11 protein-coding genes are annotated in these 15253 nt (G+C 69.3%); 8 read left to right on the forward strand and 3 right to left on the reverse strand.

Annotated elements, in window-relative coordinates; translation table 11 throughout:
* Nucleotides 1–7 precede the first annotated feature (7 nt).
* Entirely contained in the window at nt 8–1375 is a 1368-nt protein-coding gene (locus J2S57_RS08515) for a dihydrolipoyl dehydrogenase family protein (protein WP_307240259.1), read from the forward strand.
* A 56-nt stretch (nt 1376–1431) separates the two neighbouring features.
* Nucleotides 1432–2868 (forward strand): glycosyltransferase family 4 protein, encoded by a 1437-nt coding sequence (locus J2S57_RS08520; protein ID WP_307240261.1) that lies wholly within the window; start codon nt 1432–1434, stop codon nt 2866–2868.
* Between the two features lie 65 nt (nt 2869–2933).
* On the opposite strand, the gene J2S57_RS08525 is transcribed toward J2S57_RS08520, so the two are convergent.
* Complete coding sequence (locus J2S57_RS08525; RefSeq protein WP_307240263.1) at nt 2934–3770, reverse strand: polysaccharide deacetylase family protein; 837 nt, start codon at nt 3768–3770, stop codon at nt 2934–2936.
* 209 nt (nt 3771–3979) lie between these two features.
* Between J2S57_RS08525 and lhgD the strand changes: the two genes are divergently transcribed.
* The 6 genes from lhgD (at nt 3980) to J2S57_RS08555 (ending at nt 11256) form a co-directional block, all read left to right on the forward strand.
* On the forward strand, nt 3980–5194 hold the full coding sequence (gene lhgD, locus J2S57_RS08530; protein ID WP_307240265.1) for an L-2-hydroxyglutarate dehydrogenase: 1215 nt from the start codon (nt 3980–3982) through the stop codon (nt 5192–5194).
* Nucleotides 5195–5671: 477 nt separating this feature from the next.
* On the forward strand, nt 5672–7339 hold the full coding sequence (locus J2S57_RS08535; RefSeq protein ID WP_307240266.1) for a sugar transferase: 1668 nt from the start codon (nt 5672–5674) through the stop codon (nt 7337–7339).
* 185 nt (nt 7340–7524) lie between these two features.
* On the forward strand, nt 7525–8343 hold the full coding sequence (locus tag J2S57_RS08540; RefSeq protein WP_307240268.1) for a glucose-1-phosphate cytidylyltransferase: 819 nt from the start codon (nt 7525–7527) through the stop codon (nt 8341–8343).
* Between the two features lie 56 nt (nt 8344–8399).
* Nucleotides 8400–9437, forward strand: coding sequence for an NAD-dependent epimerase/dehydratase family protein (locus J2S57_RS08545; protein WP_307240270.1), 1038 nt, complete (start codon nt 8400–8402; stop codon nt 9435–9437).
* On the forward strand, nt 9434–9973 hold the full coding sequence (rfbC, locus tag J2S57_RS08550) for a dTDP-4-dehydrorhamnose 3,5-epimerase (RefSeq protein ID WP_307240272.1): 540 nt from the start codon (nt 9434–9436) through the stop codon (nt 9971–9973). Before J2S57_RS08545 ends, rfbC begins: the two co-directional genes overlap by 4 nt.
* Entirely contained in the window at nt 9970–11256 is a 1287-nt protein-coding gene (locus J2S57_RS08555; protein WP_307240275.1) for an NAD(P)H-dependent oxidoreductase, read from the forward strand. Before rfbC ends, J2S57_RS08555 begins: the two co-directional genes overlap by 4 nt.
* Before the next feature lie 120 nt (nt 11257–11376).
* Here the strand turns inward: J2S57_RS08555 and J2S57_RS08560 are convergent, their stop codons facing one another.
* Nucleotides 11377–13143 carry a glycosyl hydrolase gene (locus J2S57_RS08560; RefSeq protein ID WP_307240277.1) on the reverse strand — a complete coding sequence of 589 codons (1767 nt, stop codon included), beginning with the start codon at nt 13141–13143 and terminating at the stop codon, nt 11377–11379.
* A 412-nt stretch (nt 13144–13555) separates the two neighbouring features.
* Nucleotides 13556–15250 carry a Wzz/FepE/Etk N-terminal domain-containing protein gene (locus J2S57_RS08565; RefSeq protein WP_307240279.1) on the reverse strand — a complete coding sequence of 565 codons (1695 nt, stop codon included), beginning with the start codon at nt 15248–15250 and terminating at the stop codon, nt 13556–13558.
* Nucleotides 15251–15253: the final 3 nt, after the last annotated feature.

Below are 15253 nucleotides of genomic sequence, written 5' to 3' on the forward strand. Positions count from 1 at the left end.
GAAAGCCGTGAAATCGGCGGCGGAGATCGACGGCGAGCGCTTCGACGTGATCGTGATCGGCACCGGTTCCGCGGGCAAGCCGCTGGCCGGTGAACTGGCCCGGGCCGGCCGCCGGGTGCTCGCGGTCGAGCGGCACCGGTTCGGCGGCGAGTGCGCCTACGTGGCCTGCGTCCCGTCGAAGTCGATGCTGGTCTCGGCCCGGCAGCACCGGGCGCACCCGGCCGCTCCCGACGCCGAGGCCTTCCGCACCGCGGTGGCGGTGCGCGACAAGACGGTCTGGCACCGTGAGGACCTGCACGCCGCGAAGGGCATGCTCGACGACGGCGTGGTGCTGGTGCGGGCCGACGCGACCTTCTCCCCGGGTGAGGTGCACCTGGATCACGAGGCAACCGTGCGCTGGAACGACGCCCTGGTGCTGGCCACCGGGGCGGACGCGGTGATCCCGCCGATCGAGGGCCTGACGAAAGACGCGCCGGGGGTCTGGACCTCGGACGTCGCGCTCTCGAGCGACGAGCTCCCGGCCCGGCTGACCATCCTCGGCGGCGGGGCGATCGGCTGCGAACTGGCCGAGGTCTACGCGTCGTTCGGGTGCCGGGTGACGCTGCTGGAGTCGGCCCCGAACCTGCTGCCCCGCGAGCAGCCCTGGCTCGGCGAGACCCTGGCGCAGGCCCTGCGCGACATCGGCGTGGACGTGCGCACCGGCACCGAGCTCACGAAGGTGGAGGGCCTGCGCCTGACCACCCGGAACGGTACCGAGGACACCGACCGGCTCCTGGTCGCGGTCGGCAAGAAGCCCGTCACCACGGGCTTCGAGGCACTGGGCCTCGACCCCGACAACCTCACCGTCGACGCCCGGATGCGGGTGAAGGGCAGTCGCGACATCTTCGCCGTCGGCGACCTCACCGCGATCAACCCGTACACGCACGGCGCCAACTACCAGGCCCGCATCGTCGCCGCCGAGCTCCTCGGGCGGGGCCGGGACGCCGACCACTCCGGCACCCCTCGCGTCGTCTACACCGACCCCACCGTGCTCGCCGTCGGCGAGACCGAGAAAACCGCAGCCGACCACCACGTCCGCACTTCGACGGCCCGCTCCGACGCGACCGGCACCACCCGGGCCGCGGTGGAACGCACCGTAAACCCGGACGACCACCGGCCGGCCGCGATCGAGCTGATCGCCGACGCCGACACCGGCGTGCTCATCGGCGCCGCCGCGATCGGCCCGGAGGCCGACTCCTGGGCGGCGGAACTGGCCCTCGCGGTGCGGGCCGGGGTCACCGTCCAGGCGCTCGCCGACCAGCCGCACGCCTTCCCGTCGTGGGCCGAGGCGATCACCGCACCGGCACAGGAGCTCGCGGCTGCGCTACGGGAGTGATCCGGGCGGCTGATTCCCCAGCTGCCGGCGACGGATCCGCCGATATGGTTCGTGCCATGGATGCGGGCACGAACGACGGAACGATCTCGAGCGCGGTCTTCGTCACGGCGACCGAGCCGGAACCGCGCAAGTACGGCAAGCCGGTGGTGATCGGCGGCATCCTCGACCACCTGTGCGACCGGCTCGGGCCGGAGAACGTGCACCTGGTGCTGATCGGGCGGGCCGACATCCAGCGGCCCGACGTGCGCTACCAGCGGCACGTGCTGTCGAAGCCGGGCACGGTCGAGCAGGCCACCTCGGTGCTGGCCAACGTGGTGCTGCCGCCGCGCTTCCGGCCGGCCGGATTCGGGCAGAACGCGGGTGAGCGCGGCGGTGGCCGCTACCGCCACCCGCTGCAGGAGGCGGTGCTGCACTCGCCGGCCCTGGGCACCCGGATCTTCGCCAAGGTGCAGGAGATCGAGGCCGACCTCGAGATCTGGGACACGGTACGGATGGGCCAGTACGTGCTGGAGCGCGGCGAGACCGCCCGCGACCGCTCGGCCCTGTGGCCCACCTCTGCGCCCGCCGGGCACCAGGTGAAACGCCGCATTCTGTACGCCGACGACCTGTTCTCCGAGCGCTACGACGCGATGCTGAAAGAGACCGGCGGCTCGGGCAACCCGGGTGGCGAGTTCGCCAAGCTGCTGCCCGGCCCGGCCAAGAAACTGCTGGCCAACCCGCGCGTGCACCGTCCGCTGCTGCGTCTGGAGCGCGACCTGGTGGCCGCCTCGGAGACCCGCCAGCCGGAGTACTTCGACGGCACCTACCTGATCAGTCCCGAGGAGACCGCGCGCCTGCAGTCGAAGGTGCCGGGCGCCAACATCGGCACCCTGCCCCCGCTGCTGCGCGAGCCCTCGAACAGCCATCCCCGGCACTACACCGGCGCCCCCGAGTTCACCTTCATCGGTGGCTTCGACTACGCCCCGAACCGCGACGGCCTGGACTGGTTCCTGACCGAGTGCCGCGAAGCGGTACAGCAGGTGCTGCCGAACGCCGTGATCAACGTGGTCGGCCCGGGCACCGACGCCGGCCTGCCCTCCGGCGAGGCCTGGAAGGGCCAGGTCCGGTTCCTGGGCTGGGTCGACGATCTCGACACCGTGCTCAACTCCAGCGCCGCGCTGCTGTCACCGCTGCGCACCGGCAGCGGCGTGAAGATCAAGGTGCTCGAGGCGCTGGCCCGGGCGCTGCCGGTGGTCGGCACCCCGGCAGGGGTTCAGGGCATCGAGGGCAACGAGACCTCCGGCCTGCTGGTCGGTCAGACCCCGCAGGACCTGGCCGCGGCGATGCTCAAGGCCACCGACCCGATCCGCAACCAGCAGCTGTCCGCCGCCGCGCGCACGGCCTGGGACACCAAGTACTCGCCGTCGGTGGTGCGCCGCCGTTACGACGACATCTTCGGCCTGGCCCGGGCGATCCCGCCGGAGACCCGGCCGATCCAGTTGCCCCGTCTGTAAAGGGCTTTCACACCAATGGTGGACGTCGTGGTCACCCGACCACGACGTCCACCATTGATGTTTTCTCAGTTCGCGTCGGGCATGCCACCGTCGGCGCGGTTCGGGTCGCGCTTCTCCGCCCACACCGTGCGCACCGCGGGGTACTCGTTCAGCAGCTCGGTGACCGTGCGCGAGGTGTAGCCCTTCTCGGCCATGCCCCGCATCAGCAGCCGGGTCGCCTCACCGCGCTCCAGCCCCTCGGCGCCCACGCCGTCACCGGAGTGGTCGTGCAGCAGCACGAACCCGCCCTGGTGCAGCGCGCCGATCGCGCGCTCGGCGATCACCTCGGCGCTCACGCCCTCCCAGTCACGCGCCCAGGCCGACCAGATCGCGACCTCCAGGCCCAGCGCCCGGGTGGCCAGGTACTGACCCACGGTCTGCGCGCCGTAGCAGGGACGGAACAACGTGACCCGGCGCCCGGCGACGTTCTCGAGGCGGTTCTTGCCGTCCTTGATCAGGGCGACGGCCTTCTGCAGGGGCAACGCGCTGAGGCGGGTGTGGTCGATGCCGTGCAGAGCGACCTCGTGCCCGTCGCGCAGGATGCGCTGGATCAGGTGCGGATAGCGCTCGGCCTGCTCGACCAGCACGAAGAAAGTGGCCCGCTGACCGGCGCCGCCCAGCGCGTCGAGGATCTGCGGGGTGAACACCGGGTTCGGGCCGTCGTCGTAGGTGAGGCTGACCACCTTCTCGTCGGTCGCCACACAGGCGACCGTGCTGACCCCCAGCAACGCCGGGCGGCCGTAGGTGAGCACCTTGTCGGCACCGGGCAGCGGCCGCTCGCCGGCCTCGTAGTCGCAGATGTACCCGCGGCGCACCAGTTTGGCCGAAAGGTCCAGGACCGGCCGCCGGACGGAGCTCGTCATCCCCCGACTTTATCGACACGGCTGTGATGAACCCTTCGAGACTACGCAGGGCCACCGGTCCGGCGCAGAACCACCACGTTCGCGAGGTTCGTCGTCGACAATCCGTTGAATCCGTACACCGAACCGGGTGAGCGGGACGTAAGACGGTCATCAACACCCCGCCGTGCTGGATACCCTCGAAGCCTTCTCGAATTCGGAGGATTCCCCAGATGTCCGTTCAGCACGTCGGCGTCATCGGCGCCGGAATCGTCGGTCTCGCGGTGGCCCGGCGGATCACCGAGGTCTACCCCGGCACCCAGATCACGGTGCTGGAGAAGGAAGACCGGCCCGCCGTCCACCAGACCGGCCACAACAGCGGTGTGGTGCACGCCGGCCTCTACTACACCCCGGGCTCGCTCAAGGCCACGCTGTGCCGCCGCGGTGTCGGCCTGCTGAAGGAGTACACCCAGGAGAAGAACCTTCCCTACGACGAGTGCGGCAAGCTCGTCGTGGCGATCAACGAGGCCGAGATCGCCGGGCTGAAGAAGATCCAGGAGAAGTCCGCCGCCAACGGTGTGCCGGACGTCAAGTGGCTCGACAACGTGGGCCTGCGGGAGCTCGAGCCGTACGCGGCCGGTGTCGCCGCCCTGCACTCGCCGCACACCGCCATCACCGACTACGTCGCGGTGACCGACGCCTACGCCGACGACGTGCGCGCGGCCAGCGGCACCATCGAGTTCAACTTCCCGGTGGACGGCATCAGCCAGTACAACGGCAAGGTCCAGGTGAAGTCGAACGGCCGCACGCTGGTGTTCGACCGCCTGGTGGTCTGCGCCGGCCTGCAGTCCGACAAGGTCGCCACCTGGGCGGGCGACGACGCGGGCCCCGCGATCGTCCCCTTCCGCGGTGAGTACTTCCAGCTCGTGCCCGAGCGCACGCACATGGTCAAGGGCCTGATCTACCCGGTGCCGAACCCGGACTACCCGTTCCTCGGTGTGCACTACACCAAGCGGGTCCACGGCGGCGTCGACCTCGGCCCGAACGCGGTGCTGGCGTTCGCCCGCGAGGGCTACAACCGGGGCACATTCAAGGCCTCGGAGCTGTTCGAGACGCTGAAGTGGCCGGGCTTCCGCAAGCTGGCGGCGCAGCACTGGAAGATGGGCGCGAACGAGATGGCGGGCTCGTTCAGCAAGCAGCTGTACGTGAAGTTCGCCCAGCAGTACGTGCCCGAGATCCAGGCCGCCGACCTGGTCAAGGCCCAGGCCGGGGTGCGCGCCCAGGCCGTCGACCGTGACGGTTCGCTGGTCGACGACTTCCGCATCTCCAAGCTCGACAAGGTGATGGCGGTGCGCAACGCGCCCTCACCGGCCGCCACCTCGTCGCTGGCGATCGCCGAGTACATCACCGACGAGCTGAAGGATCTGATGGTCTCCCCGACCGCCTGATCCGGCCCTGTCCACAGGCCGTGAGTTGCCTCTTCCGGGTGAACTCACGGCCTGTGACCGGTGTTACTTATATCCGGATTCTTCATGCTTTCTTCATGACCCTGGACCCAACGACTGCGGCACCCTGGCATGCTTACGGACGGGGGGCAGCAGTGCCGCTGTCGATCCACCCGGCGCTGTCGCTCGGGTGAACGTCGAATCTCAAACCTCGTCCGAACGGCCATACTTCTGGTGCTGCCCGGGATCGGCGGTTCGACGGGCAATCGCCCGAAAGATAATTTTCGGTTTGCCCGATTTGAATCCCGGAGTTGCGTCAGTGACTACGCGACGTAGTTGCTGATACCAGAACCGTCACTCGACACGTGCGTTGCGGTAACGAAGTCTGCATTGGCTAACGATGGAGATGGCGAGACCGTACGTTGGCAGGGACGGCAGTGCGGGGCTGCGGACGATCAGTGCGACAGGGAGGGCTTTCAAGTGACGCTCCGTGATCCGATGGGAAGGGCTGCGCGAAACGCCGGGGACTCCACCCCGGACGCCGCCCGTCCGGACGAAACACGGCGGGTCGTCGACCTACGCGGAGAACCGGCGCCGGCGCACCTGCTGGCGGAGCAGAACGCCTCACCGGGTGGCTACGGCGGTTACGCGCCGGCCCCCGGGTTCAACCAGCAGATGGCCACGCAGCCGATCCAGCTGCCCCAGCTCAACTCGCCGCAGCTGTCGGCCCGCCCCGCCGACGCACCCTTCGTCGCCAACGGCGCCCAGGACGACGACCCGCCGGCCGGCACCTGGACCGGCCCGCTGGTGCGCGCCGGGGTGCGCCCGATGCTGGTGCTGCTCGACCTGCTGGCCTGCCTGGCCGGCGCCCTGGCCTCCGGCGGGGTCCGCCCGATCATGGGCCTCTTCACGCTGCTGCTGATCTCGGCCTACGCCACCGCCGGCCTGTACCGCTCGCGGCTGTCGCCCGGCATTCTCGACGACCTCCCGGCCCTGGCCGGCCGTCTCCTGGTGGTCCTGGCCCTCACCGTCACCGGCCAGCTCACGCTGAACCAGCTGCGCTGGGACGTCGAGATGGTCGACTGGAAGCTGCTGATCGCGGCCGCCGTCACCGGTGTCGCCACGATCTGCCTGCGCAGCGCCGCCTACGGGCTCGTGCGGTACGCCCGCCGCACCGGCCGGATCGCGCACCGCACCCTGATCCTCGGCGCCGGCCGGGTCGGCACCTATCTGGCCGAGTCGCTGTCGCAGCACCCGCAGTACGGCCTGCAGCCGATCGGCTTCCTCGACATCGACCCGCCGCGGCCGGGTGTCAGCGCCTCGCACCGCATCCTGGGCCGTCCCGAGCAGCTGGTCGAGGTCCTGCTCGACCACCAGGTGCGCAACGTGATCGTGGCGTTCGGCTCGATGCGGGAGTCCGAGCTGGTCGACATCATCCGCACCTGCGACCGCCTGCACTGCGAGATCTTCGTGGTTCCGCGCCTGTTCGAGCTGCACCACGTGGGCGGCGAGATGGACACCGCGTGGGGCATGCCGCTGATCCGCCTGCGCCGCGCCGCCTACCGCAGCCGCGCCTGGCAGGTGAAGCGCGCGATCGACATCGCCTTCTCCGGCTTCGCGCTGTTCCTGCTGTCGCCGCTGATGACCCTCATCGCCGCGCTGGTGCGCTGGGAGGGTGGCCCCGGCATCATCTTCAAGCAGGAGCGCGTGGGCGTCGACGGCCAGCACTTCTCGGTGATGAAGTTCCGCTCGCTCAAGCCGGTGGACGAGACCGAGTCGCAGACCAACTGGAACATCGCGCTCGACGACCGGCTCGGCCCGGTCGGCAAGTTCCTGCGCCGCTCCTCGCTCGACGAGCTGCCTCAGCTGTTCAACATCCTGCGGGGCGACATGAGCCTCGTCGGCCCCCGCCCCGAGCGTCCCCACTTCGTGGCCACGTTCCGCAGCCAGCACCCGCACTACGTGGCCCGGCACCGCGTGCCCTGTGGCCTCACCGGTCTGGCCCAGGTCAACGGCCTGCGCGGCGACACCTCGATCGCCGAGCGCGCCCGGTTCGACAACTACTACATCGAGAACTGGTCGCTCTGGCTCGACATCAAGATCCTGATGCGGACGGCGATGTCCGTGATCCGGGCCGAGGGCGGCTGATCCGACGCAACGCTCCGGCGGCCGCCTGCGTCTGATCAGGGGGTATGTCTCTGGGCCGAACCGGTCTTTCCCGGCCGGACCGGAACGGAACACCCCCGCTGCGCCGCCATACTGGTCACCACAGGTGATCAAGGCGACTACCGAACCCGACCGTTCACACCCCCCATCTGTGCGAGGAATGCCCTGTGACTGAACAGCTGCCCGTCTCCGAGATCCCCGTGGTCCTGCTCGCCGGGGGCATGGGTACCCGGCTTCGCGAGGCCAGCGGCGACAAGCTGCCCAAGCCGATGGTCGACATCGGCGGGCGGCCGGTGCTGTGGCACGTCATGAAGATGTACCAGGCCCACGGCTTCCGTAAGTTCGTGATCTGCCTGGGCTACAAGAGCGACGTGATCAAGCGGTACTTCCTCGACTACCGCCAGGCGGCCGGTGACTTCACGCTCACCCACGACGGCGCCGACCCGGTGTTCCACTCCGCCGGCGCGGTCGAGGACTGGGAGATCACGTTCGTCGAGACCGGCCTGCAGACCGGCACCGTCGGCCGCGTGAAGAAGGTCGCCCAGCACCTCAAGGCCGACCAGTTCATGCTGACCTACGGCGACGGCGTCGGTGACGTCGACATCAGCAAGGTCGTCGAGACCCACCGCGCCGGTGGCCGCATCGGTACCGTGACCGCCGTGCACCCGACCAGCCGCTACGGCGAGATGCACGTCGAGAACGGCCAGGTCGTCGAGTTCAACGAGAAGCCGACCCTGGCGACCGGGTGGGTCAACGGCGGATTCTTCATGTTCGAGCGCAGTTTCATCGACACCTACCTCGACCCGATCGAAGACGACTCGATGATGCTCGAGCAGCAGCCGCTGCAGCAGCTGGCCCGCGACGGTCAGCTCTCTCTGAACGGCCACGAGGGCTTCTGGCTCGGTATGGACACCTACCGGGACTGGACCGAGCTCAACAAGATGTGGGACCGCGGCGAGGCCGTCTGGAAGTTCTGGAAAGACTGAGCCTGCCCGTCCCTCTCCACACTGACCGCAGTACGTACGACAAGGAGCAATTGACCATGAAGGTCCTGGTGACAGGCACCGAGGGGTACCTGGGCTGCCTGGTGGCGCCCGAGCTGATGAAGCGCGGTCACGAGGTGATCGGCGTCGACACCGGCTACTACCGGCAGGGCTGGCTCTACAACGGCGTGCCGTTCACGGCCAAGACCCTGGCCAAGGACATCCGCGACGTCACCGTGGAGGACCTCGAGGGCGTCGACGCGATCGTCCACATGGCCGAGCTGTCCAACGACCCCCTGGGTGAGCTGCTCTCCGAGGTCACCTACACGGTCAACCACAAGGGCTCGGTCAAGCTCGCCGAGCTGGCCATCCAGGCCGGTGTGGAGCGCTTCGTCTACATGAGCTCCTGCAGCGTGTACGGCGTTGCCGAGGGCACCGTCGACGAGACGTCGCCGGTGAACCCGCAGACCGCCTACGCCGACTGCAAGACCCTGGTGGAGCGCGACCTGGGCGCCCTGGCGAGCGACAACTTCTCGCCCACCTTCATGCGCAACGCCACCGCCTTCGGTGCGTCGCCGCGTCAGCGCTTCGACATCGTGCTGAACAACCTGTCCGGCCTGGCCTGGACCACGAAGAAGATCGCGATGAACTCGGACGGCACGCCCTGGCGTCCGCTCGTGCACGGTCTCGACATCGCCAAGTCGATCTACTGCGCGCTCGAGGCCCCGCGGGAGGCCGTCCACAACGAGGTCTTCAACGTGGGCAGCAACGAGCAGAACTACCAGGTGCGCACCATCGCCGAGACCGTCGGCGCCGAGTTCCCGGGCTGCGAGGTCACTTTCGGCCCGGCCGGTGGCGACAACCGCAGCTACAAGGTGAACTTCGACAAGATCTCCTCCCAGCTGCCCGGTTTCAGCTGCGACTGGGACGCGCAGAAGGGTGCCGCCCAGCTGCACCAGGTCTTCCAGGCCATCGACATGGACGAGGAGACCTTCACCGGTCGCGGCCACACGCGCCTCAAGCAGCTGCAGTACCTGATCAACAGCAAGCAGCTCGACGCCGACCTGTTCTGGACCAAGGAGGCGGCGTCCAAGTGATCATCACCAAGACGCACATCCCCGACGTCGCGATCGTCGAGCTGGAGCGCCGCGAAGACGACCGCGGTTTCTTCGCCCGCACGTTCGACGTCGCCGAGTTCGAGGCCGCTGGCCTGAACCCGGCCGTCGAGCAGTGCAACATGTCGTACAACCACAAGGCCGGCACGCTGCGCGGCATGCACTACCAGCTGGACTACGCCCCCGAGGTGAAGCTCATCCGCTGCGTGCGTGGCGCGGTCGTCGACCAGATCGTCGACATGCGGCCCGACAGCCCGACCTACCTGCAGCACGTGTCGGTCGAGCTCACCGCCGAGAACCGCAAGGCTCTCTACGTGCCGGCCATGTTCGCCCACGGTTTCCAGACCCTGGTCGACGACACCGAGGTGATGTACCAGGTCACCGGCAAGTACACGCCCGACGCCGAGCGCGGCCAGCGGTACGACGACCCGGCCCTGGGCCTGACCTGGCCGCTGCCGGTCAGCGTCATCAGCACCAAGGACGCCTCCTGGGCGCTGCTGGAAGGTGCCGGCCAGTGATCATCGTCGACACCGCCCTGGCCAAGCGCGAGGCCGAGGGCAACCCGGTGCGGGTCGCCCTGGTCGGCGCCGGCTTCATGGGCCGCGGCTTCGTCAACCAGGTCGTGAACTCGGTTCCCGGCATGGTCGTCGCCGCCATCGTGAACCGCACCCAGGCCAACGCCGAGCGGGCGTACACCGAGGCCGGCGTGACGTCGTGGGAGGTCACCGAGACCGCGGAGGCGACCTCCAAGGCCGTTGCCGCCGGCATCCCGGTCATCACCTCGAACTACGAGGCCGTCACCCTGGCCGAGGGCATCGACGCGATCGTCGAGGCCACCGGCAACGTCGAGTTCGGCGCCCACGTGGTCACGTCGGCGATCGACGGCGGCAAGCACGTCGTGCTGCTGAACGCCGAGGTCGACGGCACGGTGGGCTCCGCCCTCAAGGCCCGCGCCGACGCCAAGGGCGTCATCGTGACCGGCTGCGACGGCGACCAGCCGGGTGTGCAGATGAACCTGGTGCGCTTCGTGAAGAGCATCGGCCTCACCCCGCTCGTGGCCGGCAACATCAAGGGCCTGCAGGACGAGTACCGCAACCCCACCACGCAGGAGGGTTTCGCCAAGCAGTGGGGGCAGGACCCCTACATGGTGACCTCTTTCGCCGACGGCACGAAGATCTCCTTCGAGCAGGCGATCGTGGCCAACGCGACCGGGATGACGGTGGAGAAGCGCGGCATGCGCGGCACCGACCACCGGGCGCACGTCGACGAGCTCACCAAGGCGTACGACGTCGAGGAGCTCAAGGCGAACGGCGGCTACGTCGACTACGTCGTCGGAAGCCAGCCCGGCCCGGGCGTTTTCGTGCTCGCGACGCATGACGACCCGAAGCAGAAGCACTACCTGAACCTGTACAAGCTCGGCGAGGGCCCGCTGTACAGCTTCTACACGCCGTACCACCTGTGCCACTTCGAAGTGCCGCTGTCGGTGGCGCGGGCCGTGCTCTTCAACGACGCCGTGATGCAGCCGCTGGGTGCGCCCACGGTCGAGGTCGTCGCGGTCGCCAAGCGCGACCTGAAGGCCGGTCAGACGATCGACGGCCTGGGCGGTTACGACACCTACGCGGTGGCCGAGAAGGCTGCGGTCACCAAGGACGAGAACCTGCTCCCGATGGGCGTCGCCGAGAACTGCGTTCTCACCCGTGACGTGGCCAAGGACGAGGTGCTCACCTACGCCGACGTGACGCTGCCCGAGGGCCGGCTGATCGACGCGCTGCGCATCGAGCAGGCTGCGCTCTTCGCCTGATCTTCCGGTACGAGAAGGGCCCCGGACCTCACGGTCCGGGGCCTTTTCGTTGTGCCTGGCCGGGCTTTCGTGCCGGCGTGCCGGTCGAGCGGCGTTGTGCCGATCGAGCCGTCGCGCTGATCAGTCCTTCGCGAACAGCCTCTGATAGGCCTTGCCGCCCGAGGTCAGGGTGGCGAGCCGGTGGTCACCGGCCGAGGGGACGTCGAACTCGAAGTACATCTGGTAGCCGACGTTGTTCGACGGATCGTCGATGAAGGCGAACATCTGCTTGATGTAGTACGGGTTGTCGGCGCCGCCGTGCCCGTCCGGCCGGTCCCACATGCCCCACTCCGGCAGGGTCAGCGGCTTGCCCTTCGACGCGGCGAAGTCCGACCAGAAGGCGAGCCCGTAGGAGCCGCTGTAGAGGCTGTTCCAGGCCTCCTGCTGATGAGCCAGTCGGCACTTGCCGGTGCAGTCCTTGGGATAGGGGTAGTTCTCCCAGGAGATGTCGTAGGTGTCGACGCCGATGTAGTCGACGTACTTGTTGCCCGGGTAGAAGACGGTCGAGTTGTAGGTCTCGCCGCCGACATTCGGGTTCCAGTCGAACTGGAGCTTCTCGGTGCCGGGCACCGAGCGCATCGCCGTCACGATGTTGCGCCAGTAGTTGATGAAGTTGGCCTTCGTGTCCGGGTGCCACCGTGACGCCGAGAGGTTGAACTCCCAGCCCAGCCGCAGGATCGCGTCGCCCTGACCGGTGGCCACGAGGTTCTGGGCCAGGGTGCGGAAGTACTGGTCGTAGTCGCCCTTGGCCCCCGCCGCCATCGTCGCGCTCTGCTGCGTCGGCAGCATCGCCACGCCGTAGACCATGCGGTAGCCCTGCCCCTGCCACGCGTTCAGCATGTACATCGGGCTGGAGATCTCCGACCAGGTGGTGCGGCTGGAGAAGTCCGAGGCGTACTCCACGTCGCGGCCCAGCCAGTTGCCGAACTCACGCACCGATGACGGGGCAGTGCCTCGGTAGACGCCCAGGGCAACGTCTTTCGCGGCGCCGGTGGACGGCGCCTCGGCAGCGGTGGAGGTCGAGGGCTGCACGTCGGGCTCGGCGCTCGGGGCGGCCGTGGTGGTGGGGGTGACGCTGCTGTCATCACGGTCGAGCGCGTAGGCCACCCCGCCGATCACCAGCAGGGCGACGACGGCGGCCGCGATCAGGGCCAGCCTGCGGTTGCGGGGGCTCTCCTTGGGCTGCGTCTGGCGCAGGGCCATCGGCGGAGGAGGGGTGCGCCGGCTGTCGCCCAGGGTGGGGAAGGAGACGTCGTCGCCGGAGCCGCGGGAACGGCGGGACGGGGGCGCCTCGCGGCTGCTGCGGGACTCCCCCTGGCGGCCGTCGTAACGGGCCTCGGGGCGCTCGCCGCGGCCGTCGCGGTTACCGCGCTCGCCGCGGGCGTCACGCTCGGTACGGGCGTCCCGCTCGGTACGGGCATCCCACTCGGTGCGGGCATCCCACTCGGTGCGGGCATCCCACTCGGTACGGGCATCCCGCTCGGTACGGGCATCCCGCTCGGTGCGGGTGTCGGGCCGGGGCTGCATGCGACGCGGCCGGGGCTCTCCGGGCTGGGCGTCGTACGCGGAGGGTGAGTAACCGCGGTCGGACTCCGCCGGCGAACCGGATGCCGAGCGGCGACGCAGGCCCGGGACGGGCTCGGCGCTCGGGTCGGACGGGTTGCCCCCGTGACCGGCCCCGCGCCGGCGCAGACCCGGCGCGGCCTCGTTCTCGGACTCGTAGCCGGACCGGTGGCCCCCGGACTCGTTCACCGGGGCCTGCGGCCCGAAGCGGCGACCCGAGGTGGGCCCGGGCTCCGTGTCAGGGGCGGGCATGGAGCGGCGACGCGGGGTTGCCTCGGGCTCCATACCTGAAAGCCTCGACCGTTCGGCCGGGGAATTGAGGTGTTTGGAGGACCTGCGGTGCATCCCGGACGGGTCGGTCTCCGTGATCCGGTCAGACATGGAGCATCCGAACAACCAGCGGGGTACTGACACATGACGCCACGGCCGGTTGATCTCCCAAGTCGTCTGATGGGAACGGGATCACGGGGCAGAGCATAACGACGGGACCTGTCACGACCCCGTCCTGTTGGATCCTCGAAAATTCCCCTTAAAGGGCACATAAGAGCATATCGCCGCCCCGGCTTCAGCGGTACCAAAACAGATCAGGCACGGGCCTGTAGCCACCGAGCTTCTACGCTCGGTGATCACAGGAACACCCGTGCCTGCTGATCTTTCGTGGTGCTACCGACTCCGGTGGGCACCGGAGCCCACCGGCTCAGCGGTGACGGCGGCGTGAACTCGGGTCGTCGTCAGGAGCCCCACCGGTGACGGCCGACCACGGCAGTTCACCGCTGTCTCCGCGGGCCTGGCCACCGCCGTAACCCTGACCACCGGTGTTGTAGGCGTCGTCGCGGTAGCCGCCACGACCGCCGGAGGACGAGTACGCGGGGTCGCGCTGGTCGCCGGCCGGGGCACTGAGGATGGGCAGCCCCCGGGGCGAGGTGTCGTACATCCGGTCGGGCAGCGAGCCCATGGCCGCGCGCTGGCGACGACGGGTGACCAGGTTGCTGGACCGGCGGATGTGGTTGACCAGGACACCGGCGACCGGGATCCCGGCGAGACGGCAGCGGCGCTGCAGCTCCTCGAGGTCGGCCGGGGTGGTGACGTCGTCGATCACGACGACCGCGGCGTCGACCTGACCGGCCAGCACGAACGAGGCGGAGGACGCGGGCAGCGGCGGCGCGTCGATCAGGACCAGGTCGGTGTCGTCGGGCAGCTGGTCGAGGATCGACTGCACGTCGGGCACCGGGTGCCCCTGCACCGGCTGCAGCACCTGCAGGCGGATGACGCCGAACTGGGCGCGGGAGGCGGCCTTTCGCTCGACCGCGTGGCCGAGGTCGATGTGCCCCTGGGCCAGGTCGTGCAGCGGGACCCGGGAGATGCCGCTGTCGGCCTGCGACTGGGGACGCACCGTGTCTTCGATGTTCAGCAGGAACACGCGACGACCGTGGTCGGCGGCGGCCGCGGCCAGGTTCAGCGCGGTGAGGCTGGAACCGGCACCGTCGTGCGGAGCCGTGATCAGGAAGACACCGGGCGCCGTTCCGCGGATGTAGTCGAGACCCACCGCGGCCATCCGGTACGCGTCTCCGGGCTCGGAGTAGGCGGCGGCGATCGAGTCGTCGGAACCGATGCGGCCCCGGTCGGGCACCTCGCTCAGCACCGGGGCGCCGAAGATGGCGCTGGCCTCGGCCGGACCGACCTTACGGCGCGAGAACGACTGCGTGTAGAGGGCGTATCCGGTGCCGGCGATCAGGCCGACCAGCGCCAGGATGAGCGCGTTGCGAATCGGCTGCGGCGAGGACTTGCCCGCCGGGACCGACGCCGCCTGGACGTAGGTGACGCCGTCGCCGTAGGCCGCGGCCGAGGCGCGGATCGTGCTGGCCGCGACGCCGGTGCTGTTCTGCTGCACCGCGCTGTCGACCGTGTCGCTGATCTGCTGGGCCCGCACCGCGCGGTAGGCCTTGACCACCGCGTCGGCCGCGGCGGCGGCACCGGTGTCGGTGCCCGAGGTGGCGGTGACCGTGATCACGCTGGCCGTCTCGGACTGCACCACGGTGATGCGCGACGCGAACTCCTGGACGCTGAGCGAGTCTTCGCCCAGCTCCTTCTTCGCTGCGTCGAGCACCGACTCGGCCTCGATCTGAGCCACCTGGTTGGACAGGAAGCGGTCGATGTCCTGGGTGCTGCCGGCCGTCGCGAGCGGATCGAAATCGCCCTTGTTGTTGAGGAACATCGTGCTGCTCGCCTCGTACTGCGGCGACTGCAGCGTGCTCAGCCCGATCCCCAGAAGGGCGGCGATCACGACGCAGGCCAGAACCACCCAGCGCTCCCGCATGATGGCATTCACCAGGCTCGGCGCCTCTTCCGCGGCAGCGCTGCGGTCGGGCTGGCGCGCCAAGACGTCCTGCACGTG

This window comes from Kineosporia succinea, from assembly GCF_030811555.1.
Classification (GTDB): domain Bacteria; phylum Actinomycetota; class Actinomycetes; order Actinomycetales; family Kineosporiaceae; genus Kineosporia; species Kineosporia succinea.